The organism is Bradyrhizobium sp. Mp27 (genome assembly GCF_029953005.1).
Classification (GTDB): Bacteria; Pseudomonadota; Alphaproteobacteria; order Rhizobiales; family Xanthobacteraceae; genus Bradyrhizobium; species Bradyrhizobium barranii.
This window is the reverse complement of sequence record NZ_JASAUS010000018.1, coordinates 61,703-82,036: the sequence shown is the minus strand read 5'-3', so window position 1 is coordinate 82,036 and position 20,334 is coordinate 61,703. Positions and strand designations below refer to the sequence as shown.

Annotated in this window: 21 protein-coding genes and 2 pseudogenes; 14 read left to right on the top strand and 9 right to left on the bottom strand. The window is 64.3% G+C overall.

The annotated features are described in order from the left end of the window. Positions 1 to 52: 52 nt before the first annotated feature. From pcsA to QJT78_RS13170, 3 genes are all read left to right on the top strand, one after another. A complete protein-coding gene (gene pcsA / locus QJT78_RS13180; protein WP_281460246.1) occupies positions 53 to 820 on the top strand; it encodes a phosphatidylcholine synthase in 768 nt (255 codons plus the stop codon). Then, positions 817 to 1,551: a TerC family protein gene (locus QJT78_RS13175; RefSeq protein WP_028147869.1), complete on the top strand. Its 735-nt coding sequence runs from the start codon at positions 817 to 819 to the stop codon at positions 1,549 to 1,551. Before pcsA ends, QJT78_RS13175 begins: the two co-directional genes overlap by 4 nt. A 75-nt stretch (positions 1,552 to 1,626) precedes the next feature. After that, complete coding sequence (locus tag QJT78_RS13170) at positions 1,627 to 2,601, top strand: quinone oxidoreductase (RefSeq protein WP_014495182.1); 975 nt, start codon at positions 1,627 to 1,629, stop codon at positions 2,599 to 2,601. 115 nt (positions 2,602 to 2,716) lie between these two features. Here the strand turns inward: QJT78_RS13170 and QJT78_RS13165 are convergent, their stop codons facing one another. From QJT78_RS13165 to QJT78_RS13150, 4 genes and pseudogenes are all read right to left on the bottom strand, one after another. Beyond that, positions 2,717 to 3,907 carry an acetylornithine transaminase gene (locus QJT78_RS13165; protein ID WP_028147867.1) on the bottom strand — a complete coding sequence of 397 codons (1,191 nt, stop codon included), beginning with the start codon at positions 3,905 to 3,907 and terminating at the stop codon, positions 2,717 to 2,719. A 285-nt stretch (positions 3,908 to 4,192) separates the two neighbouring features. Continuing rightward, positions 4,193 to 4,606, bottom strand: coding sequence for a tetratricopeptide repeat protein (locus QJT78_RS13160; RefSeq protein ID WP_240537610.1), 414 nt, complete (start codon positions 4,604 to 4,606; stop codon positions 4,193 to 4,195). Positions 4,607 to 4,693: 87 nt separating this feature from the next. Continuing rightward, positions 4,694 to 4,834, bottom strand: a pseudogene (locus QJT78_RS13155) (tetratricopeptide repeat protein); the annotation flags it as partial. A 48-nt stretch (positions 4,835 to 4,882) separates the two neighbouring features. Further along, positions 4,883 to 5,115, bottom strand: a pseudogene (locus QJT78_RS13150) (tetratricopeptide repeat protein); the annotation flags it as partial. Between the two features lie 358 nt (positions 5,116 to 5,473). Here QJT78_RS13150 and QJT78_RS13145 point away from each other — a divergent pair. The 4 genes from QJT78_RS13145 (at position 5,474) to QJT78_RS13130 (ending at position 7,526) form a co-directional block, all read left to right on the top strand. Then, positions 5,474 to 6,421 (top strand): hypothetical protein, encoded by a 948-nt coding sequence (locus QJT78_RS13145; protein WP_038943578.1) that lies wholly within the window; start codon positions 5,474 to 5,476, stop codon positions 6,419 to 6,421. A 169-nt stretch (positions 6,422 to 6,590) separates the two neighbouring features. Then, the gene (locus QJT78_RS13140) at positions 6,591 to 7,022 is read left to right on the top strand and encodes a MerR family transcriptional regulator (protein WP_028147865.1); all 432 of its coding nucleotides are present in this window, start codon (positions 6,591 to 6,593) and stop codon (positions 7,020 to 7,022) included. Next, positions 6,955 to 7,374 (top strand): carboxymuconolactone decarboxylase family protein, encoded by a 420-nt coding sequence (locus QJT78_RS13135; protein ID WP_028147864.1) that lies wholly within the window; start codon positions 6,955 to 6,957, stop codon positions 7,372 to 7,374. Before QJT78_RS13140 ends, QJT78_RS13135 begins: the two co-directional genes overlap by 68 nt. Before the next feature lie 17 nt (positions 7,375 to 7,391). Then, entirely contained in the window at positions 7,392 to 7,526 is a 135-nt protein-coding gene (locus QJT78_RS13130; RefSeq protein ID WP_272481408.1) for a hypothetical protein, read from the top strand. Positions 7,527 to 7,682: 156 nt separating this feature from the next. Here QJT78_RS13130 and rimO read toward each other — a convergent pair whose 3' ends face one another. Then, positions 7,683 to 9,002, bottom strand: coding sequence for a 30S ribosomal protein S12 methylthiotransferase RimO (gene rimO, locus QJT78_RS13125; protein WP_028147863.1), 1,320 nt, complete (start codon positions 9,000 to 9,002; stop codon positions 7,683 to 7,685). 168 nt (positions 9,003 to 9,170) lie between these two features. Next, positions 9,171 to 9,542: a DUF1330 domain-containing protein gene (locus tag QJT78_RS13120; RefSeq protein WP_244433421.1), complete on the bottom strand. Its 372-nt coding sequence runs from the start codon at positions 9,540 to 9,542 to the stop codon at positions 9,171 to 9,173. A gap of 155 nt (positions 9,543 to 9,697) precedes the next feature. On the opposite strand from QJT78_RS13120, the gene QJT78_RS13115 reads away from it, so the two are divergent. From QJT78_RS13115 to QJT78_RS13090, 6 genes are all read left to right on the top strand, one after another. Then, positions 9,698 to 10,702 (top strand): LysR family transcriptional regulator, encoded by a 1,005-nt coding sequence (locus tag QJT78_RS13115; RefSeq protein WP_028147861.1) that lies wholly within the window; start codon positions 9,698 to 9,700, stop codon positions 10,700 to 10,702. A gap of 136 nt (positions 10,703 to 10,838) precedes the next feature. Continuing rightward, the gene (locus QJT78_RS13110) at positions 10,839 to 11,429 is read left to right on the top strand and encodes an ANTAR domain-containing protein (RefSeq protein WP_027559205.1); all 591 of its coding nucleotides are present in this window, start codon (positions 10,839 to 10,841) and stop codon (positions 11,427 to 11,429) included. Then, positions 11,426 to 12,589 (top strand): CmpA/NrtA family ABC transporter substrate-binding protein, encoded by a 1,164-nt coding sequence (locus QJT78_RS13105; protein WP_028147860.1) that lies wholly within the window; start codon positions 11,426 to 11,428, stop codon positions 12,587 to 12,589. The genes QJT78_RS13110 and QJT78_RS13105 overlap by 4 nt, the downstream gene beginning before the upstream one ends. Positions 12,590 to 12,922: 333 nt before the next feature. Beyond that, positions 12,923 to 14,704: a NirA family protein gene (locus QJT78_RS13100; RefSeq protein WP_028147859.1), complete on the top strand. Its 1,782-nt coding sequence runs from the start codon at positions 12,923 to 12,925 to the stop codon at positions 14,702 to 14,704. Then, entirely contained in the window at positions 14,701 to 16,308 is a 1,608-nt protein-coding gene (locus tag QJT78_RS13095) for a sulfite reductase subunit alpha (protein ID WP_028147858.1), read from the top strand. The genes QJT78_RS13100 and QJT78_RS13095 overlap by 4 nt, the downstream gene beginning before the upstream one ends. Positions 16,309 to 16,639: 331 nt before the next feature. Next, positions 16,640 to 16,792 carry a hypothetical protein gene (locus QJT78_RS13090; RefSeq protein ID WP_014495196.1) on the top strand — a complete coding sequence of 51 codons (153 nt, stop codon included), beginning with the start codon at positions 16,640 to 16,642 and terminating at the stop codon, positions 16,790 to 16,792. On the opposite strand, the gene QJT78_RS13085 is transcribed toward QJT78_RS13090, so the two are convergent. The 3 genes from QJT78_RS13085 to pxpB are packed head-to-tail and all read right to left on the bottom strand — an operon-like array spanning position 16,793 to position 19,361. Further along, the gene (locus tag QJT78_RS13085) at positions 16,793 to 17,563 is read right to left on the bottom strand and encodes a 5-oxoprolinase subunit PxpA (protein ID WP_028147857.1); all 771 of its coding nucleotides are present in this window, start codon (positions 17,561 to 17,563) and stop codon (positions 16,793 to 16,795) included. Between the two features lie 32 nt (positions 17,564 to 17,595). Then, positions 17,596 to 18,633, bottom strand: coding sequence for a biotin-dependent carboxyltransferase family protein (locus QJT78_RS13080; protein WP_038943575.1), 1,038 nt, complete (start codon positions 18,631 to 18,633; stop codon positions 17,596 to 17,598). Then, complete coding sequence (gene pxpB / locus QJT78_RS13075) at positions 18,630 to 19,361, bottom strand: 5-oxoprolinase subunit PxpB (protein ID WP_014495199.1); 732 nt, start codon at positions 19,359 to 19,361, stop codon at positions 18,630 to 18,632. The genes QJT78_RS13080 and pxpB overlap by 4 nt, the downstream gene beginning before the upstream one ends. Before the next feature lie 258 nt (positions 19,362 to 19,619). Between pxpB and QJT78_RS13070 the strand changes: the two genes are divergently transcribed. Beyond that, complete coding sequence (locus tag QJT78_RS13070) at positions 19,620 to 20,318, top strand: ribonuclease activity regulator RraA (RefSeq protein ID WP_008129640.1); 699 nt, start codon at positions 19,620 to 19,622, stop codon at positions 20,316 to 20,318. Positions 20,319 to 20,334 lie beyond the last annotated feature (16 nt).

The window sequence follows — 20,334 nt, the reverse complement described above, 5'->3', positions numbered from 1 at the left end:
GCCCGGCTATATTTCCTTGATTTTGTGGCGAATTGTGCGACCGCGCGCCGCAATGGCGGATGTGCAAACCGGTCTCATTCTGATAGCAGAAGCCATGGATACCCAAGAGGATTCCCTGAAGCCGAGACCGGCGATCCGCGCCGCGGCCTTCTCGGTGCACATCTTCACCGCATTCGGCGCGGCCATCGCGCTGCTGGCGATGCTGGAGGCCGTGCGCGAGCATTGGGCGGCGATGTTTCAGTGGCTGGGCGTCGCCCTGATCATCGATGCGATCGACGGGCCGATCGCCCGCCGGCTCAACGTCAAGGACGTGCAGCCGAACTGGTCGGGAGACGTGCTCGATCTCGTGGTCGACTTCGTCACCTATGTGTTCGTGCCGGCCTATGCGATCGTGGCGAGCGGGCTGTTGCTGCCGGTGGCCGCGCCGCTGCTCGGCATCGCCATCATCGTCACCAGCGCACTATATTTCGCCGATCTGCGCATGAAGGCGGACGACAATCATTTCCGCGGCTTTCCGGCGCTGTGGAATGCGGCGGCGTTCTACCTGTTCCTGCTGCACTGGCCGCCGCTGGTATCGACGCTGCTGGTCGCGGCGCTTGTCGTGCTGACCTTCGTGCCGTTCCGCGTGCTGCATCCGGTGCGGGTGGTTCGGCTGCGCTGGCTGACGATGTCGCTGATCGCGATCTGGGCCGTGCTCGGCATCTATGTGCTGGAGATGGATTTTCGCGTCGGCACCGGCGTGACCATCGTGCTCTGCGCCATCGCGCTCTGGATCAGCTTCAGCGACGCATTGATCCGCCTGGCAAGATCCTTCGCATGATGCACCTCCTCACTAGTCCTGAAGCCTGGGCCGCGCTGCTCACCTTGACCGCGCTCGAGATCGTGCTCGGCATCGACAACGTCATCTTCCTGTCGGTGATCGTCTCGCGCATCCCCGAGAAGCAGGCCCACCGCGCCCGCCAGATCGGGCTCGCGCTGGCACTGATCTTCCGCATCATCCTGCTCAGCCTGCTGGTCTGGCTGATCGGCCTGACCGCGCCGGTGTTTTCATTTTCAGGTTACGGCTTCTCCTGGCGCGATCTCATCCTGATCGGCGGCGGCCTGTTCCTGATCGCCAAGGCGACGCACGAGATCCACGCCGAGGTCGAAGCCGATGACGGTGAGGGTGACCGGGAGTCCGGCGGCAGCGCGTTCTTCTGGGTGATCGTCCAGATCATCGTCATCGACATCGTGTTCTCGCTGGACTCGATCATCACCGCGATCGGCATGGCACAGGACATCGAGATCATGATCGCGGCGGTCGTGATCGCCTGCCTGATCATGTACATTTCGTCGGGGCCGGTGTCGCGGTTCGTCGCCGAGCATCCGACCACCAAGATGCTGGCGCTGGCGTTCCTGGTGCTGATCGGCGTCGCCCTGGTCGCGGACGGATTCCAATTCCACATTCCGCGCGGCTACATCTATTTCGCAATAGCGTTCTCGGCAGCGGTGGAATTCTTCAACGTGCTGGCGAAGCGCAACCGCAGGAAAGTCCGCAAGCCGTCCGTTTAGCCGTTCCAGCCGGCGCCGAGTTGACAAGGACGGCGCGATGTCTTTCGTTGAGCCGCGAGAAGAGGAGGTCAGGTGATGACCAAAGCCGTCCGTGTGCACAAGGTCGGAGGCCCCGAAGCCCTGGTCTATGAGAGCGTCGATGTCCCGGCGCCGGCTTCCGGCGAGGTGCGCATCCGCCAGCATGCGGTCGGGCTGAACTTCATCGACGTCTATTATCGCACCGGCCTCTACAAGGCGCCGGGGCTGCCCTTCATCGCCGGCAACGAGGCGTCGGGCGAGGTCATCGCCGTCGGGCCCGGCGTGACGCATTTTCATCCCGGCGACCGCGTGGCCTACTACCACAATCTCGGTGCCTATACCGGCGAGCGCAACATCCCCTGGGAGAAGCTGGTCAAGCTGCCCGACCACATCACGCACGAGCAGGGCGCCGTGCTGATGCTGAAGGGGCTGACGGTCTGGTATCTCCTGCACAAGACCTTCAAGGTCGAGCCGCATCATCGCGTGCTGATCCATGCCGCGGCCGGCGGCATCGGCTTGCTCGCCTGCCAATGGGCGAGGGCGCTCGGGGCCCATGTCATCGGCACGGTCGGCTCGCGCGAGAAGGCGGAGCTTGCGGAGGCCAATGGCTGCGACCACGTCATCCTCTACAATGAGGAGGATTTCGTCGCGCGCGTGAAGCAGATCAGCCGCAACGAGGGCTGCGACGTGGTCTATGACGGCGTCGGCAAGGCGACCTTCCCGGGCTCGCTGTCCTGCCTGAAGCCGCGCGGCATGTTTGTCTCGTTCGGCAATGCCTCGGGGCCCGTGCCGCCGTTCTCGATCGCCGAGCTCAACAATCACGGCTCGCTGTTTGCGACGCGGCCGAAGCTGAACGACTACGTCGGCACGCGCAAGGAGCTGCTGGAAGGCGCCGACACGCTGTTCGCCGCCGTCATCAACGGCAAGCTGCACGTGCCGATCAACCACGCCTACGCGCTCAAGGACGCCGCCAAGGCGCATATCGATCTCGAAAGCCGCAAGACCACCGGCGCGTCGATCCTGAAGCCGTAGCAAGTTGCTCCGTCAAAGTCGTCATGCCCGGGCTTGTCCCGGGCATCCACGTTCTTTGTGCCGCGCCTCAAGGCGTGGATGGCCGGGACAAGCCCGGCCATGACGGCGAGGGCGTTTACGCCACGCGTCTTGCCGCGCCGGCCCTGGTCAAAATCCCGTCGAGACAATCGATCATCTCGGCGATCTCTCCCTTCATGACGTTCAGCGCCGGCATGAAGCGCAGCGTGTCGAGCTGCGGTGCGTTCAGGAGCACGCCGGCCTCGAACGCCTGCGCCACGATGCCTGGCGCGATCGGCAGCTTGAGGTCGAGCGCGAGCAGCAGGCCACGTCCCCGCACGCCGCCGAGGCCGTGCCGGGCCGAGACCTTCTGCAACTCGCTTTCGAGCAGTAGGCCGGTCTCGGTGACCGTCTTCAGGAAGTCCGGCTTGCTGATCTCCTCCAGTACCGCGAGCCCCGCCGCGCACATGATCGGGTTGCCGTTGAAGGTTCCGCCCTGATCGCCGTGCTCGAAGCAGGACGCGCGTTCGGTTGCCAGCAGGGCCGCGAGCGGCACGCCGCCGCCGATGCCTTTGCCGAGCGTCATGATGTCGGGCGCTATGCCGGTGTGCTCGTGGTGGAAGAGTTTTCCGGTCCGGCCCATGCCGGTCTGGATCTCGTCAAAAATGAGCAGCAGGCCGTGCGCGTCGGTGAGCGCGCGCAGCTCCTTCAGGAACTGATCGGTCGCGGGCCACACGCCGGATTCACCCTGAATCGGCTCCAGCATCACCGCGACGGTGTTGTCGTTGATCAGCTTCTCGACCGAGGCGATGTCGTTCAGCTTCGCCTTCTTGAAGCCGGCAACCTTCGGCTCGAACAGCGGCTCGAACGCCTTCTTGCCCGAGGCGGACATCGTCGCCAGCGTCCGGCCGTGGAAGCCGCCTGCGAAGCTGATGATCTCGAACGCGCCGTTCCTGTGCAGGCTGCCGTATTTGCGCGCGAGCTTGATCGCGCCCTCATTGGCTTCCGCGCCCGAGTTGGCAAAGAACACCTGGTCGAACGCGCTGTTTGCGACAAGCCGCTCGGCAAGCTTCAGGCTCGTTTCGTTGTAGAACGCCGGGCTCGGCGTCAGCAGCCGCTTGGCCTGCGCTGAAAGCGCATCGGCGATTGCGGGCGGGGAGTGACCGAGGCAGTTGACGGCCCAGCCCTGCACGAAATCGAGATAGCGCTTGCGGCTGTCGTCCCAGAGGTAGGAGCCTGCGCCGCGGACGAACACGGCCTTGGGCCGTGCGGTGATGTCCATCAGCGCGTCATACGGATGCGTGGTCATGTCGAACTCCTGTGGGGACGGGGTGGAAAAGGGGCGCAAAAAGCAGAAAGGCCGCACCTTGCGGGTGCGGCCTTTGCGAAAACTCGGCTGAATTCAGTGGTTCAGCGGCGTCGTCGGACATGGCGCACCCTCTCGTCGTCGCGGAAGCGACGGCGGAGCATTTCGGTGCGCTGATGGGTCCGAGCGTTGATCATGGGGCGGGTCCCTACAGCCGAAGGGCAGGGCTTGTCAAGCGGGCGTTTTGAAGAACACCTGTCCGGCGTGCATCGGCGAGACCGGAGCACGTCACTGAACGCCGTAGCGCGCAAAACTGTCCGCGATGCCGGCGTTGATAGCCTTGGCGGCCGCGAGGTCTTGCTCGGCGCCTTCGCTGTCGCCCTTCTTTCGCTTCGCCAGTCCGCGGCCGTAGAGGGAGCCGTCGAGCTCGGGCTTTGCGCTCAGCGCCGCGTCGTAATCCGCAATCGCCGCGTCGAGATTGCCGAGCTTCAGATACGTGAGGGCGCGGCTGTACAGCGTATAGGGGTCGTTGGGAGCCATCCGCAGCGACTGCTCGCAATCGGCCAGCGCCTCCTGCAGGCGGCCAAGGATCGCACGCGTCATGCAGCGCGAATTGAACACGCCCGGATAGCTCGCATTGGCCTTGATCGAGCGATCGTAATCCTCCAGCGCCTGCGCATAGTCGTGGGTGTCGAAATACATGTTCGCGCGCGCAAAGAAATCGCGATCGTTGTTCGGACTGAGCTGAAGCGATTTTGCGAAGTCGGCCAGCGCACGCGCGCGGTCGCCGCGGTCGCGGAAGACGCGTGCGCGGTTGCCGTAGGCCGCGCCGTAATTCGGGTCGAGCTTGATTGACTGATCGAAATCCGACAGCGCGCGAGCGTCGTCGCCATGGTTGCGATAGGCAGTGCCGCGATTGAAATATACCAGCGCAAATTAGGGTCGAGCTTGATGGCCTGATCGTGGTCGGCCATCGCACGCTTGTAGTCGTTCTTGTGGATGTGGGAATTGCCGCGGTTGTTGTAGTAGAGCGCGTCGCGGGCATTCAGCCGAATGGCGCGCGTGTAGTCGGCAATGGCGTGGTCGGTGTCGCCGAGATCGTCATGGGCGATGCCGCGATTGTACCAGAGGTCGGCGTCTTTCGGATCGAGATCGATGGCGCGGTTGAAGTCCGCCAGGGCACGCTCGGTGTCGCCTTTTCGCCGAAACATCTCGCCGCGATTGGCCAGCGCCCGCACATTCGAGGGATCGGCCTTGAGCATGGCCGAGCACCCGGCGATGCGCTGGTCCTCGCGGTCCCCGTCGTCATCGTCATAGCACCATTGGCGTGCCTGCGCGGCCGACGGCGATCGCGCAGTGGCGGGGGCGGACAGGGCGAAGACGGCCATTTCGATGCCGATCGCAGACAGCTTGAAGAGAATCCTTGATGTTTCAGCGTGTTTCATTGTTTTCCACATCGAAACCATTGCGCCTCTAGCGCGTTTGTGATCGAAGGACGCGACTTGGTTCGAACCGAATGCATCACGGATCAGACCAAGAAGGCGGGACCAACCAGATAGTTTGAAGACCTTGTCCGATACGCCTTACCCGATCGACCTCGACAGCATTCGCGGCGCGTTTCCGCCGGGCATCGAGGCGCCATCCCTGCTGGTCGACTTTGCCGATTGGCTGAACGGGCGCCCGTGGGGCAGCGTCGGCCGTTTCTCCCTGCAAGGCCAGTTCTCCGATCAGGCGCCGATCTTCGATGGCAGTCCCTTGCGCGACAGGTTTTCACTGTTCATGCGGCTGCCGGATGGCTCGGCCGTCGGCGGCTGGTATGGCGCAGGTCTTGATCGCGACAATCCGCCGATCGTGGGGCTGGGCTCCGAGGGCGACTACGAGCTGCTCGCGCCGAGCCTCGACGGTTTGCTGGCGAAGCTGACGTCGCAGCAATTCGACAAGGCCTGGAGCGATCTCAAGCCGCATGACGAGGTCGAGTGCCAGACCGACGAGCTCGCGAAATGGCTTGCGGGACAGCCGATCGGCGACAAGGCGGCGTGTGACGACGGCGCCGCGGAGCTTCCCGACTTTCGCGGCTTCGTGGAAAAATGGAGCCGGGATCGCGAAGACTATTGGGCCAATCATCGCTTGATGGCCGAGCTCGGCTGGCGGCTCGCCGCGCATCTGCCCAAGGGCAAGAAGCCCTGGGACAAGACGCGCTTCGAGGTCGCGATCGTCGGCAAGCAGTACGAGGCCCGCGTCCTGACCCTCGGCCCGCAGCCGTTCGAGGAGGCCGCCTCGATCGAATCCCTGCTGCGCGATCTGCGCGAGGGGATGCGCAAGGCACAGCCCGAGCTCGGGCTGTGGTACGCGATGAAATTCGGCCTCTATGCCGACGGCCGCGTCATGCCGAACTTCGAATACGATGTGCGCCCGATCATCGACGGGGAGCCGGCGCAGCTCTCCGAAGCAAAGGCCGACCTCGCGCGCGCACCAAGGCCGGAGCGCTGGGTGCCGAAATGGCTGGTGGCATCCTGAAGCTCGGAATCCCGCGATGCTGCCGCCCAGCCGGCGCGCCGAAATCTTCTGCTGTCGTGCCATCTTGACCGCGCGGGAACGGCGCCTTCGATTCCCCTTGCGATCCCCCTTGACTTAGAGTGCGCTCGAAGGGGTATCTGTACGTGCGTCAGTACGAGAACGGGCACACATGAAGATCGGCGACCTCGCAAAACGGACCGGCTTGTCGGCTCACACGTTGCGTTATTATGAGCGCATCGGGTTGCTGCCATACGCAGACCGGGATCGTTCCGGCCAGCGTGACTTCGACGCATCGATTCTCACATGGATCGCATTCCTCGATCGGCTCAAGACCACGGGAATGCCGATCCGGGACATGTTGCGTTATGCGGCGCTTCGTGATGAAGGCGAAGCCACCGGGCCAGCCCGGCGGCAGATGCTGGAAATCCACCGGGAACAGGTTCGCACGCAGATTGCCGAACTCCAGGAATGCCTGCTCGTCCTTGATACCAAGATCGCCGGCTATGCCGGCGACGAACAGAGGACGAAGGAAAATGACGCACGCCCAAACACAAGCCGAAAGCCGCTTCGATCGCGGCCAGCGGGCCCTGTCACGCATTGACGGCAGAGCCGGCGAAAAGGTCGTCGCCTCACTCGCCGACATCGCTCCGGATTTCGCACGATACGTGATCGAGTTTCCCTTCGGCGACATTTACAGCCGCCCGGACCTCGGCCTGCGCGATCGAGAGATCGCGACGATCGCCGCGCTGACGGCGCTCGGAAATGCCGCGCCCCAGCTCAAGGTGCATATCGAGGCGGGTCTGAACGTCGGGCTGTCTCGCGACGAGATCGTGGAGATCATCATGCAGATGGCCGTCTATGCGGGCTTCCCGGCAGCGGTGAACGGGCTGTTCGCAGCCAAGGAGGTGTTTTCCGCGCATGACGGACGGCAGGCGTCGGGAGAAGCGTCATGACGAATTTCGAATAGGATGTGCGCCCGATCATCGACGGCGAGCCCGCAAAACTGACCGAAGCGCAGGCCGATCTCGCGCGGGCCCGGCGCCCGGAGCGCTGGGTGCCGAAATGGCCGAGCGACGGTCTGCTCCCTGCAAGCTTGAGGCACTGAGGCTTCCACAGCGTCATGGCCGGGCTTGTCCCGGCCATCCACGCATTGCCCAGTGGCACGAAGAACGTGGATGCCCGGGACAAGCCCGGGCATGACGACCTTCTTCATATCCGGTTGCAGCGACCCGCAAGAGAGGTGACGCGATCGTTGGCGCCGTCAGAATCCCGCGACGCTGCCGTGCAGGTCGTATTGGTCCGCGCGCTCGATCTTCGCGGTGACGATCTCGCCGACGCGCAACGGGCGGCGGCTCGACAGGTAAACCGCGCCGTCGATCTCGGGCGCGTCGGCCTTGGAGCGGCCTTTTGAAACCGTCGGGCCGACCTCGTCGATGATGATCTGCTGGCGCGTGCCGACCTTGCGCTTCAGCCGGCGCGCGGAAATCTTCTGCTGGCGGGCCATCAGCGCGTTGTAGCGCTCCTGCTTGATCTCTTCGGGCACGGGGTTCTCGATCGCATTCGATGTCGCACCGGCAACCGGTTCGTATTTGAAGCAGCCGAGGCGATCGATCTCAGCTTCATCGAGCCAGTCGAGCAGATAGGCGAAGTCGGCATCGGTCTCGCCGGGGAAGCCGACGATGAAGGTCGAGCGCAAAGCGAGATCGGGACATTCCTCGCGCCAGCGCTTGATCCGCGCCAGCGTCTTGTCCTGCGCCGCCGGGCGCTTCATCGCCTTCAGCACCTCGGGGCTTGCATGCTGGAACGGGATGTCGAGATAGGGCAGCACCTTGCCCTCGTTCATCAGCGCGATGACCTCGTCGACATGCGGGTAGGGGTAGACATATTGCAGCCGGACCCAGGCGCCGAGTTCGCCGAGCTCGCGCGCGAGGTCGAGGAATTTGGCGCGGACCTGGCGATCCTTCCACGGGCTCTCGGCGTATTTGAGATCGACGCCGTAGGCCGAGGTGTCCTGCGAGATCACCAGCAGCTCCTTGACGCCGGCGCCGACGAGGCGCTCGGCCTCGCGCAGCACGTCATTGGCCGGACGCGAGACGAGATCGCCGCGCAGCTTCGGGATGATGCAGAAGGTGCAGCGGTTGTTGCAGCCCTCGGAGATCTTCAAGTACGCGTAGTGGCGCGGCGTCAGCTTGATGCCCTGCGGCGGCACCAGATCGAGATGCGGATTGTGGGCGGGCGGCAGCGCGCGGTGCACGGCGTCCAGCACGCTCTCATATTGCTGCGGGCCGGTGATGGAGAGCACGCCGGGATAGGCTTGCTCGATCTGCTCGGGTTCCGCGCCCATGCAACCGGTCACGATCACCTTGCCGTTCTCGGCCATGGCCTCGCCGATCGCAGAGAGCGATTCCTGCTTGGCACTGTCGAGGAAGCCGCACGTATTGACGATGACGATGTCGGCCCCGTCATGCCTGCGGGCGAGCTCATAGCCCTCGGCGCGCAGGCGCGTGATGATGCGCTCGGAATCCACCAATGCCTTGGGACACCCGAGGCTGGTAAAAGAAATACGCGGCGCTTTTTCCATGTATCGCCTGGAACCTGTAGCTGAATTGTTCGGAATTGCGTTCCAACTAATTGATCCGAAGACAAAATTCAACCGCTTCGGCTGTTCCGGCGGCGGTAAAATGAGACATGGCTGGCGGCAGCCGCGTCAGGCTGTGTGCCTGGACGTCGCCTGCTGTTGACGATCGGGCTAGTTGGCGGCGCCCTCGACGGCAAAGGTATGGTACGTGGCGTATTTCTCGCCCACGGCTCGAACTTGCACGTAGGCCGGATCGTTTCGCCAGTCCTGAAGCGCCTCCATGCTCGGATACATGTAGATCACCACGCGTTTGGGTGGATTTCCATCAACGGCAATGACCTGTGCACCGGTCGCCGCCGCGCCCGCGGCAGCAACCAGTTTCCCGCCATGGGCCTTGATGATCTCCCGCGCCTTGGGGAGATATTCCCTGGCGTAGCCGTCGGGATCGGAGATGTCGATTTGGCCGATCAGGTAAGCGGGCGGAGTCGTTTCACCATGGAGCGCACGGCTGCCAAAGGCGCCTAATGCGGTACACGTCAACATGACGAGACTGATCCTGCATCGAGAATTCATGTGGACCTCCTTTCATGCTTTGCCACTGCCGCAAGCGGTAGCCGCGCCGGACTCTCCACGGGAGTTCAAGGTGCGTCCAATACATATATTCTCTCAAGGATTATGCTCCGGTGGTATAAGCGGGCATGAACCTTCGACAGGCCCTGACATTTCTGACCGTGGCCGAGCTCGGCACCGTCTCGAAGGCTGCTCTGCGGCTGCGGGTTGCCCAGCCGGCCTTGTCCAGGCAAATCATCGGTCTCGAGCAGGAGCTCGGCTTGCGGCTGTTCGACCGGGTCGGGCGCCGTCTTCTGTTGACCGGTGAGGGCGAGCAGCTGATTGCAGGTTGCCGGCTGCTGCTCAACAGCGTCAGCTCGCTGCAAGAGCAGGCTCAGCTGCTCCGTCAAGGCGACACGGGAGTTCTCAAGATCGCCGGGTCGCCGCAGCACATCGAGAGCGTGCTATCGCAATTTCTTCACCTGTACGCGAAGCGATATCCCAAGGTCGAGATAAGGATCAGGGAGGGTACGGGCAGCGAAATACTGATGATGCTCGAACGTGGCGAAATCCATCTCGGCCAAAACCTGCTGCACGCGGTCAGGTTGGACGAGCAGCACTTCGGCAGTCTTCCGCTTGGATCTGTGCAGTTGCTGGCTGGATGCCACCCCTCGGTGGCCCTCGGTCCGAACCGTACCATCGAGATAGCCGATCTCGCTCAGTTTCCGTTGCTGCTGCTGGACGGCGGGTTCGGATTTCGTCGCGCTTTCGATGCGGCAAGCCGTATGGCGGGGCTCAAACCCACGATCGCGTTCGAGAGTCGTAATCCGCATACTTTGTTGGCACTCGCCGAGGCTGGCCATGGCGTGGCGATCGTTCCTTCCCAACTCCAGTGCTGGCGTTACCGATTGAGGATTGTCGGTCTCACGCATAGACGACGCCCCTTGCAGGAGCCCCTGACCATCTCATGGGATAAGCGGCGCTCGTTGCCGCGTTTCGCGACTGATTATTGTGTAATGCTCGCCGCGCATATGCGCGAGACGTTTCCGATCACGCGCCCGACGGAGCCGGTCACGGCAAAAAGGAGCGTTCGCTCCCGAGGAAAGCGCGTCTCGCTGCAGGCGTCCAGAAACACCCTGGCTGGTCGAAGCTGAGCTTGGGCGCAGCTGTCTGATCCAGATCTCATCTGCCTGATTGACAGGCGTGAGCTAGTCCCAATTGCCCATAATTACAACCCTTTGCATCGCCCCCCGGCATGCTATGGATGAATCGCCGGGTGGTGAGTGAGCTATGAGCGCCGAACAGTCGCCTAAAATCGTGATTGTCGACGAAAGCCCGATCCGGGCTGCGATCCTCGAGGAAGGGTTGCGGGAGGCCGGATTCACGCAGGTCGTCCATATCCGCGAGATGCAGAGCCTGCTCGCCCGTATTTATGCGGTGGATCCCGACATCATCCTGATCGATCTGGAAAACCCCAGCCGCGACGTGCTTGAGGCGATGTTCCAGGTTAGCCGCGCCGTGAAGCGGCCGATCGCGATGTTCGTGGACCAGAGCGATTCAGCCTCAATCCAGGCGTCCGTGGAGGCGGGCGTATCCGCCTACATCGTCGACGGGTTGAAGAAGGAGCGCATCAAGCCGATCCTCGACCTCTGCGTGTCCCGCTTCAACGCCTTCGCAAAACTCCAGGAGGAGCTGGAGCGCACCAAGTCGCAGCTCGAGGACCGCAAGATCATCGAGAAGGCCAAGGGAATTTTGATGAAGGTCAAGGGCCTCACCGAGGACGAGGCCTACGTGCTGCTGCGCTCCACGGCGATGCGCGAGAAGAAGAAAATCGGCGAGATCGCGCAGTCGATCATCACCGCGTCGGAGATGCTGAAATGACCGGTCCCCTCCGCATCGGGTTCATCCCGCTGGTCGATGCCGCCGCCCTGATCGTGGCCGTCGACAAGGGCTTTGCCGCCGCCGAAGGGCTCGAGGTCGAGCTGGTGCGCGAGGTCTCCTGGTCCAACGTGCGCGACAAGCTCAATATCGGCCTGTTCGACGCCGCGCATCTGCTGGCGCCGGTGGCGATCGCGTCCTCGCTTGGGCTTGGCCACGTCAAGGTGCCGATCGCGGCGCCCTTCAACCTCGGCATCAACGGTAACGCGATCACGGTCTCGCCGGCGCTCCATGCCGCGCTGATGGAGGAGATCGACGGCGACCGCTTTGATCCGCTGGTCACGGCGAAAGCGCTGGCGAAGGTCGTCGCGAAGCGGCGCAAGCTAGGTGCCGATCCGCTGACCTTCGGCATGACTTTCCCGTTCTCGACCCACAATTACCAGCTGCGGTTCTGGATGGCGGCGGCCGGCGTCGATCCGGACGAGGATGTGCGCCTCGTGGTGCTGCCGCCGCCCTACATGGTCGATAGCCTCGCCAATGGCCATGTCGATGCGTTCTGCGTCGGCGCGCCCTGGAACTCGGTCGCGGTCGATCTCGGCATCGGCCACATCCTGCATTTCGTCTCCGACATTCTCGTGCGCGCGGCAGAGAAGGTGCTGGCGGTTCGTCAGGTCTGGGCCGACAAGCATCCGGATGTGGTGGCAGCGCTGGTGCGCGCGGCCGTGAAGGGCGCCGAGTTCATCGAGAACCCCGCGAACCTGCCTGAGGCGGCGCGGATCCTGGCGCAGCCGGAACGGATCGGCGTCGATGCCGAAGTCATTCAGCGAACCCTCACCGGGCGCCTGAAGATTTCTCCCGACGGCACCCTCCGCGAGAGCGGTCGCTATCTCCTGGTCGGACGCGAAGGGGCAGGGCGCCCAGACCCTGTCCAGGCGGCCTGGCTCTATGCGCAGATGGTGCGCTGGGGGCAGACCGCACTGACGCCGGACGGCGTCAAGACGGCGATGGCCGTGTTCAGGCCCGACCTCTACGACGCAGCCCTCGGTCAGCAATCGCCTGCTGAAGCCCCCGCGGCGTTCGGGGCATTTGCGGGCCCGGCCTTCGATCCCAGCAACATCCGGGGGCACCTTGAGGCCTTCGAGGTCGGACGCTGGAAGGCCTGATTCGACCCTGCACTGTTTTTGTGCGAAAGAGATCATCGGCTAAATTTTGGGCCGCCCGCTCGAATTTCATGAGAGTTCCGGACCGCGATTTTCCGGGCTCGTCTGTATCCATCTGAAATCAAAGAAATTTTCATTTCATCGAAGCTGGCACGCAATTTGTATGTTGCAGTGCGGCCAGCTTGTCACAGACGCCTGCTGAGCCGAGTCCCGCAGCAACGAAGCTGACCGGACCGTTGGGTGCGCAGCCGGCTTCTTGAGCCAGCCGAGTTCCTCGCGGGTCGCGCAATTTTCCGTCGATGCCACCCGGTGGCCGCAGGAGCTTCGTTACCGACCATGAAAATCGATACGCTCTCAGTCGACTTCTCCGACGAGCAGAAACGCTATCTCGAAGGCTTCACGACCGGTTTGCAGATCAGCCGGGTCGGTCGCGGTCTCGGCGGCAGCGCCGGCAAGGCCAATGCCGAGCCCACGGGCCCCGACGCCGTCCACATCAAGGCGCAGGACAAGGTCATCGCAGCCGGCAAGAAGCTCGCCGACCAGGAGAAGTTCAAGCGCGACGAGCATCCCTTCGATGCCTATCCGCGACTGCGGCGGCAGGCGCTCGACAACACGCCGCCGAGCCCTGCGGACAATTTCCGCTGGCGCTATTACGGCATCTTCTACGTCGCGCCGACGCAGGACTCCTACATGTGCCGGCTGCGCATCCCGAACGGGATCATGAAGCACTGGCAGCTGTCCGGCCTTGCCGATCTCGCCGACGAGCTGTGCGGTCCCTATAGTCACGTCACGACGCGCGCCAATCTCCAGCTCCGCGAGATCCCGCCGAAGAACGCGATCAGGCTGATCGAGGGCATCCAGGACCTCGGCCTGTGCTCGCGCGGCTCTGGCGCCGACAACATCCGCAACGTGACGGGGACGCCGACGGCCGGAATCGACCCGCAGGAACTGATCGACACGCGCCCCTATGCTCGCGAGTGGCACTACCACATCCTCAACGACCGCTCGCTCTACGGCCTGCCGCGCAAGTTCAACGTCGCCTTCGACGGCGCCGGCAGGATCGCGGTCCTGGAGGAAACCAACGACATCGCCTTCACCGCGTTCGAGGTGAAGGATGGATTTGGCGTCGAGCCCGGTGTCTGGTTCCGCCTCGGCCTCGGCGGCATCACCGGCCACAAGGACTTTGCAAAATACTCCAACATCATCGTCAAGCCGGAGCAGGCCACCGCCGTCGCCGACGCCATCGTGCGCGTGTTCATCGATCACGGTGACCGCACCAACCGCAACAAGGCGCGTTTGAAATACGTGCTCGATGCCATGGGCCACGACGGTTTCCTTAAACTCGTCGAGGAGCGGCTGAAGACACCGTTCACGCGCGTGCCGGAAGAGGCGTTTGCGCCGCGGCCAGCCGCGGACCGCATGGCGCATATCGGCGTGCACAAGCAGAAGCAGGACGGCTTGAACTGGATCGGCGTCTCGTTGACGCTCGGCAAGATCAGCTGCGATCAGATGCGGGGTTTGGCCAAGGTCTCGCGCGACCTTGGCGACGGTGAGATCCGCCTGACCGTCTGGCAGAACCTGCTGATATCGGGCGTGCGCGACGAGAATGTCGAGCTCGCTGTTGCAGCGATCAAGCAGATCGGGCTCGCGGTCGAGGCCTCGCACATCCGCGCCGGCCTGATCGCCTGCACCGGCAGTGCCGGCTGCCGTTTCGCGGCTTCCAATACCAAGCGCAATGCCGCCGAGATCGGCGACTGGTGCGAGCCGCGCGTCGCCATGGACAAGCCGGTCAACATCCACGTCACCGGCTGCCATCATTCCTGCGCGCAGCATTACATCAGCGACATCGGCCTGATCGGAGCGCGCGTGCCGATCAACGACGAAGACACGGTGGAGGGCTATCACCTCTTCACCGGCGGCGGGTTCGGTCCCGATGCGGATGTCGGGCAGGAGGTTTATCACGACCTCAAGGCTGAGGACGCGCCGAAGACGGTCGAGGGACTGCTCAAGGCATATATCGCCCACCGCTCGTCGCCCGACGAGACCTTCCTGTCCTTTGCGCGCCGCCATGACGGCGAAACGCTGCGCAAGCTTGCCGATGCACAGGTGTCCGCATGAACCAGATCACGCCTCCGCCAAAACTCGACATCATTCCCGCCAGCGCCCCGTTCTCCGATGCGCAGCGCTCCTGGCTCAACGGCTTCTTTGCCGGGCTGTTGTCGCCTGATGTGGCCACGCCGCTGTCGGCGGAGCAGGGCGCAGCCGTCATGCAAGCCGGCGACGGCGACGACGGTGAAGCGCCATGGCACGACCAGACCATGCCGATCGCGGACCGGATGAAGCTCGCCGAAGGCCGTCCCGTGCGCCGCAAGATGATGGCGGCGATGGCGCAGCAGGATTGCGGCCAGTGCGGCTACAATTGCCACGACTATTCGGAGGCGATCGCCACCCGCAGCGAAGCACGGCTCAATCTCTGCGTCCCCGGCGGCAAGGAAACCGCGCGGATGCTGAAGTCGCTGTACGAGGAGCTGGACAAGGCGCCGGCGGCCAAGGCGGCTGACAAGGTGGATGCGGTGGCGGCGCCGGCCGTGACGGTGACGATCGCCGAGCCCGGCCGCTCGCGCGACAATCCGGTCGCGGCGACGTTCCTGTCGCGGCGCCTGCTCAACAAGGGGAAGTCGGAGAAAGAGACCTATCACGTCGAGTTCGATCTCGCCGAGAGCAAGCTCGACTATGTCGTCGGCGACAGCTTCGGCGTGTTCGCACGCAACGAGGTCGGCCTCGTCGATCAGATCATCGCGCTGCTCGGCGCCTCCCACACCACCAAGGTCAACGGCAAGACGCTGCGCGAGGTGCTGATCGACGACGTCTCGCTGTCGCCGGCGCCCGACACGCTGTTCGAGCTGATCTCCTTCATCACCGGCGGGGCGCAGCGCGAGAAGGCGCGGGCGCTGGCGCAGGGCGAGGATCCCGATGGCGACGCCGCCACGCTCGACGTCATGGCGGCGCTCCAGAAGTTTTCGGGCACGCGGCCGCATCCGGAGGCCTTCGTCGAGGCGCTGGAGCCGCTCCAGCCACGGCTCTATTCGATCTCCTCCTCGCACAATGCGACGCCGGGAAAACTGTCGCTGACGGTGGACTCCGTGCGTTACGTCATCGGCAAGCGCAAGCGGATCGGCGTGGCCTCGACCTTCCTCGGCGAACGCATCGCCGAGGGCGAGAAGCTCAAGGTCTATGTGCAGAAGGCACATGCTTTCGGCTTGCCGCAGGATCCGAAGACGCCTGTCATCATGATCGGCCCCGGCACCGGCATCGCGCCGTTCCGCGCCTTCCTGCTCGATCGCAAGGCGACCGGCGCGCCCGGCAAGAACTGGCTGTTCTTCGGCCATCAGCGCAGCGATTGCGATTTCTTCTACCAGGAAGAGCTCAATGCGATGAAGACCTCGGGGCTGCTGACGCGCATGTCGCTGGCCTGGTCGCGCGACGGCGAGAAGAAGTTCTACGTGCAGGACCGCATGCGCGAGGTTGGCCGCGAGGTGTGGACCTGGCTCGCGGAAGGCGCGCATCTCTACATCTGCGGCGATGCCAAGCGCATGGCCAAGGACGTCGAGCGCGCACTGGTCGACATCGTCGCGCAGTTCGGGGCACGTTCGACGGATGAGGCCGTCAGTTTTGTCGCCGAGCTCAAGAAGACGGGCCGCTTCCAGGCTGACGTCTACTAAGGCGCGTTCGGATCAGCGCAAATCGTCCCGGCGGCGCAACCGCCGGGCGTCGCGCCGCTGGGCCGTTTCTACTGTGCATGGGGTTGTTTTCGACAATTTTGTTTGGAGGGGGTCTGAATGCCTTCGCCCGACTGTCATTCCACCGTCATCCGGGCCGGTTCCAGCTGGCTCGGATCTTAACGAATAAAATTCTCGGAACCCTCGGGTGAAGAGAATTTGCACCTGCGACGGGGCGCCTTCAGAGAACCTCCATCGCTATTTTCGCCGCCATCTTGCCTCCCGCCAGGGTTGATCCTTCATACTCACACAAATGGGGCGTTGGAGATCGACCATGCGCGAACTATCGGCGGAAGCCAGGCTGCACTTCTACGCGCGCTCGCTCTCGCGTCGGACCGGGGCGAGCATGCATCACGTTGGGCTCTACAGCGCCTTCGCGGTCATCGCGGCCATCGTGTTCGGCACGCTCTCGGTGCACCCGTTCTGATCACGCCCCGCGCTTGAACGGCGCGACCTCGATCCCCGCATCCTTCAACGCCTGACGTAGCGTGCGCGCGATCTCGACGGCGCCGTGCGTGTCACCGTGGATGCACACCGTGTCCGTGCGCATCTTGATCACCTTGCCTGTCACCGAGACCACCGCGCCGTCCTGCACCATGCGCACCACGCGATCGGCAATCGCCTTGGCATCGTGCAGCACCGCGCCGGGCTTCTTGCGCGAGACGAGGTTGCCGTCGTCCTCATAGGCGCGGTCGGCGAACACCTCGTGCACCATCGGCAGATTGGCGTCTTCGCCGGCCTTCACCAGTTTTGAGTTGGCGAGCACGACGAAGATCAGGCTCGGATCGACCGCCCTGATGCCGGCGGCGATCGCCTTGGCCGTCATGTCGTCCTCGCAGGCGACGTTGGAGAGCGCGCCGTGCGCCTTCACATGCGTAACCTTGTGGCCGGCCGCGGTCGCGATCGCCTGCAGGGCGCCGATCTGGTAGGCGACAAGGTTCTCGATCTCGGAGGCCTTCAGGCCCGCGATCGGATGCCGGCCGAAACCGTGCAGGTCGCGATAGCCGGGATGGGCGCCGATCGAGACGCCGCGCGCCTTCGCGAGCTCGACCGTCCGGCGCATGATGTCGGGGTCGCCGGCATGGAAGCCGCAGGCGACGTTGACCGAGCTGGCCAAGTCGATCATCGCAGCGTCGTTGCCCATCTCCCACGCGCCAAAACCTTCGCCGAGGTCGCAATTGAGATCGATCGTCTTCATGGGGTGCTCTCCGCCTCTGGTCGTCTTGTGGCTTACGGCTCCGCCGTGACCTGCCAGGTCCCGGCATCCATGGCGCTCACCGCATAGCCCGCGACATTAGCATCGCTCAGCGCCTCGATGTTGAGCTCGACGGTATCGGAAGAGCGCAGGCGATCGGGCAGGTTGCGGATGAGTTGCGCGAACTTGCGCGCCTCCTCCTGCGCCTCGGCCATCGTGACCTCGAGGAAGCGGAACGCGGTTCCCGCCGAGGTCTGCGCGAGGCGGCCGACATCGGCCGTGATCACGGTTGCGATCTTCGGATAGCCGCCGGACGTGCCGCGATCCATCATCAGCGCGATCGGCGAGCCGTTGCCGGGGACCTGGATGCTGCCGTTGACGGTGCCGTCGGAGACGATGTTGTGGCCATGCAGATGCTTGATCGCCGGCCCCTCGAGCCGGTAGCCCATGCGGTCGGAGGTCGCCGAGATCTTCCACTCGCTATCGAGGAACAGCGCCTTGTTGGTGTCGTCGAACTCGTCGTCCTGCGGTCCGAGCAGGACGCGGATCGGGCCTGTTGCAGGCTTCGGCAGCTCGATGCGCAGCTCGGGCGTGCCGCTCGCCGTATCGACCGCGAATTCATCGCCGGCCTGCAGCGGGCGTGGGTAGGGGCTGCCGAGGCCGGCGCGGGCGTTCACCGCAAGGCTGCCGAACACCAGTTCGCCTTTGATCCCGCCTTCGATCGCCAGATACGTGAACGCGCCGCCGCGGGCAAAGCCCAGCGTCAGCGTCTCGCCGTCCCTGAGCGTCACTGACGTGTCCATGGCCACCGGCTTACCGGCGACGTCTGCATTGCGCGGCGCGCCTGATATCGCGACGCGCACGGCGCCGTCTTTGGCGGTGAACGTGGCGCCGAAAGGGCCGATCTCGACCACGGCCGCGAACGGCTCGTTGCCGACCAGCGTGTTCGCTGCCGCCAGCGACAGACGGTCCATCGCACCGCTGACCGTCAGGCCGTAGCGCTGCGCGCCGTGGCGGCCGCCGTCCTGGACGGAGCTTGCGGGACCGATGCTGGCGATCACGAGCCGGCTCATGCGACCACCTGCTCGGCAATGATCTCGCCGGCCTCGGCGGCGCGATCCTGTTCCTCGAAGGTCTTGTGGTCGATGGCGAAAAACGTCACGCGATCACCGGGTTCGGTGAGAAAGGTCGGATTCCGGTGGAGTTGATAGGTTCTGACAGGCGTGCGGCCGAGCAGGTGCCAGCCGCTTGGCGCGGCCAGGCACTGGATGCCGGCCTGGATGCCGCCGATCGAGATCGTGCCGGCGGGCGTGAACAGCCGCGGGCTCTGCCGCCGCGACATGTGCAGCGATTTGTCGAGGCCGCTGAGATAGGACCAGCCCGGGGTGAAACCGATCATGGCGACGCGGTAGTCGCCGGCGACGTGACGGGCGACGATGTCGTCGGGCGTGGTGTTCAGCGCCTTGGCGACATCCTCGAGGTCGATACCGTGTTCGCCGCCATAGGCGACGGGAATGCGCCAGCGCCGCGCCTTCGTGGCCGGCGGCAGCGGCTGGCTGGCGAGCGCAAGCAGCTTTTCGCCGAGCGCGTCGAAGCCGATCTTGCCGGGATCGTAATGCACCAGCAGCGAGCGATAGGTGGGAACGGTCTCGGTGATGCCGTCGATGGGGCTTGCCGCGAGCGCCTTGTCGAGCGCGAGCACGCGCTCGTTGGCGGCGTCATCGATGGTGCGGCTGAATTCGACCGTGACGGCGCTGTCGCCACTGGGCAGAAGGCGGGGCGGGGGAAGCGTCGCGGCCATGAGCTGTCGAAGGGCTGTCGAAATCGGGCTTCTCAGGAAATGCGGGCTCAGCCTTGAGTTCCGCTTTTCCCTGCTTCGCGTAAATGCGCCCGCAAGTCCAATAAATTAATGCAAGGGGAAACGATAAAGCGTTGTTATCGCGTCGCATAACAGCCCAGCGGCCCTGCGTTCTTGCTGGCTCTTTGGCCCTTGACGCAAGGGCTGCGGCTCGCAAGATGCGCGCGTTCTTTCCCGCCCATCCGGAGCTCGTTCTCGTCCATGTCGCTGTCCCCCGAAGCCCGCAAGACCCTCGCCGGCATCACCACTGCCACCATCACCACGGTCCTGCTGAAGAAGGGCCTGCGCAACGTGTGGATGCGCGGCGCGCGTCCGCTGCGTCCGGGCCTGCCGCGGCTGGTCGGGCCCGCCTTCACGCTGCGCTTCGTGCCGGCGCGCGAGGATCTGGCGACGCCGGAATCCTGGTCGTCGCCGATCTCGACCCGCACCGCGATCGAGGCGATGCCGGACGGCTGTATTGCCGTGGTCGATGCCATGGGCATCACCGATGCCGGCATTTTCGGCGACATTCTTTGCGCGCGCATGATGAAGCGCGGCGTGACCGCACTCGTCACGGACGGCGTGGTACGTGACGTCGAGGGCGTGCTCGGCACCAATCTTCCGGTGTGGTGCGACGGCTATGCCGCGCCGCCGTCGGTTGCAGGCCTCACCTTCGTCGGCTGGGGCGAGCCGATCGGCTGCGGCGGTGTTGCGGTGTTCCCGAACGACATCGTGGTCGCCGACCAGGACGGCTGCGTGCTGATCCCGCAGGCGATGCTCGATCACGTGCTCAATGAGGGCGTCGAGCAGGAGCGGATGGAAGCCTGGATCGTCAACGAGGTGAACAACGGCGCGGTGTTGCCGGGCCTCTATCCCATGAACGCCGAAACCAAGGCGCGCTACGCCGCCAGCAAGAAGTAACAGGAAACGAGGTATC

Bases quoted from the DNA above. Each gene is read 5' to 3' on its own strand.
- pcsA (WP_281460246.1), top strand. From the start codon at position 53: ATGGCGGATGTGCAAACCGGTCTCATTCTGATAGCAGAAGCCATGGAT.
- QJT78_RS13175 (WP_028147869.1), top strand. From the start codon at position 817: ATGATGCACCTCCTCACTAGTCCTGAAGCCTGGGCCGCGCTGCTCACC.
- QJT78_RS13170 (WP_014495182.1), top strand. From the start codon at position 1,627: ATGACCAAAGCCGTCCGTGTGCACAAGGTCGGAGGCCCCGAAGCCCTG.
- QJT78_RS13165 (WP_028147867.1), bottom strand. From the start codon at position 3,907: ATGACCACGCATCCGTATGACGCGCTGATGGACATCACCGCACGGCCC.
- QJT78_RS13160 (WP_240537610.1), bottom strand. From the start codon at position 4,606: ATGTATTTCGACACCCACGACTATGCGCAGGCGCTGGAGGATTACGAT.
- QJT78_RS13140 (WP_028147865.1), top strand. From the start codon at position 6,591: ATGAAGATCGGCGACCTCGCAAAACGGACCGGCTTGTCGGCTCACACG.
- QJT78_RS13135 (WP_028147864.1), top strand. From the start codon at position 6,955: ATGACGCACGCCCAAACACAAGCCGAAAGCCGCTTCGATCGCGGCCAG.
- rimO (WP_028147863.1), bottom strand. From the start codon at position 9,002: ATGGAAAAAGCGCCGCGTATTTCTTTTACCAGCCTCGGGTGTCCCAAG.
- QJT78_RS13120 (WP_244433421.1), bottom strand. From the start codon at position 9,542: ATGTTGACGTGTACCGCATTAGGCGCCTTTGGCAGCCGTGCGCTCCAT.
- QJT78_RS13115 (WP_028147861.1), top strand. From the start codon at position 9,698: ATGAACCTTCGACAGGCCCTGACATTTCTGACCGTGGCCGAGCTCGGC.
- QJT78_RS13110 (WP_027559205.1), top strand. From the start codon at position 10,839: ATGAGCGCCGAACAGTCGCCTAAAATCGTGATTGTCGACGAAAGCCCG.
- QJT78_RS13105 (WP_028147860.1), top strand. From the start codon at position 11,426: ATGACCGGTCCCCTCCGCATCGGGTTCATCCCGCTGGTCGATGCCGCC.
- QJT78_RS13100 (WP_028147859.1), top strand. From the start codon at position 12,923: ATGAAAATCGATACGCTCTCAGTCGACTTCTCCGACGAGCAGAAACGC.
- QJT78_RS13095 (WP_028147858.1), top strand. From the start codon at position 14,701: ATGAACCAGATCACGCCTCCGCCAAAACTCGACATCATTCCCGCCAGC.
- QJT78_RS13090 (WP_014495196.1), top strand. From the start codon at position 16,640: ATGCGCGAACTATCGGCGGAAGCCAGGCTGCACTTCTACGCGCGCTCG.
- QJT78_RS13085 (WP_028147857.1), bottom strand. From the start codon at position 17,563: ATGAAGACGATCGATCTCAATTGCGACCTCGGCGAAGGTTTTGGCGCG.
- QJT78_RS13080 (WP_038943575.1), bottom strand. From the start codon at position 18,633: ATGAGCCGGCTCGTGATCGCCAGCATCGGTCCCGCAAGCTCCGTCCAG.
- pxpB (WP_014495199.1), bottom strand. From the start codon at position 19,361: ATGGCCGCGACGCTTCCCCCGCCCCGCCTTCTGCCCAGTGGCGACAGC.
- QJT78_RS13070 (WP_008129640.1), top strand. From the start codon at position 19,620: ATGTCGCTGTCCCCCGAAGCCCGCAAGACCCTCGCCGGCATCACCACT.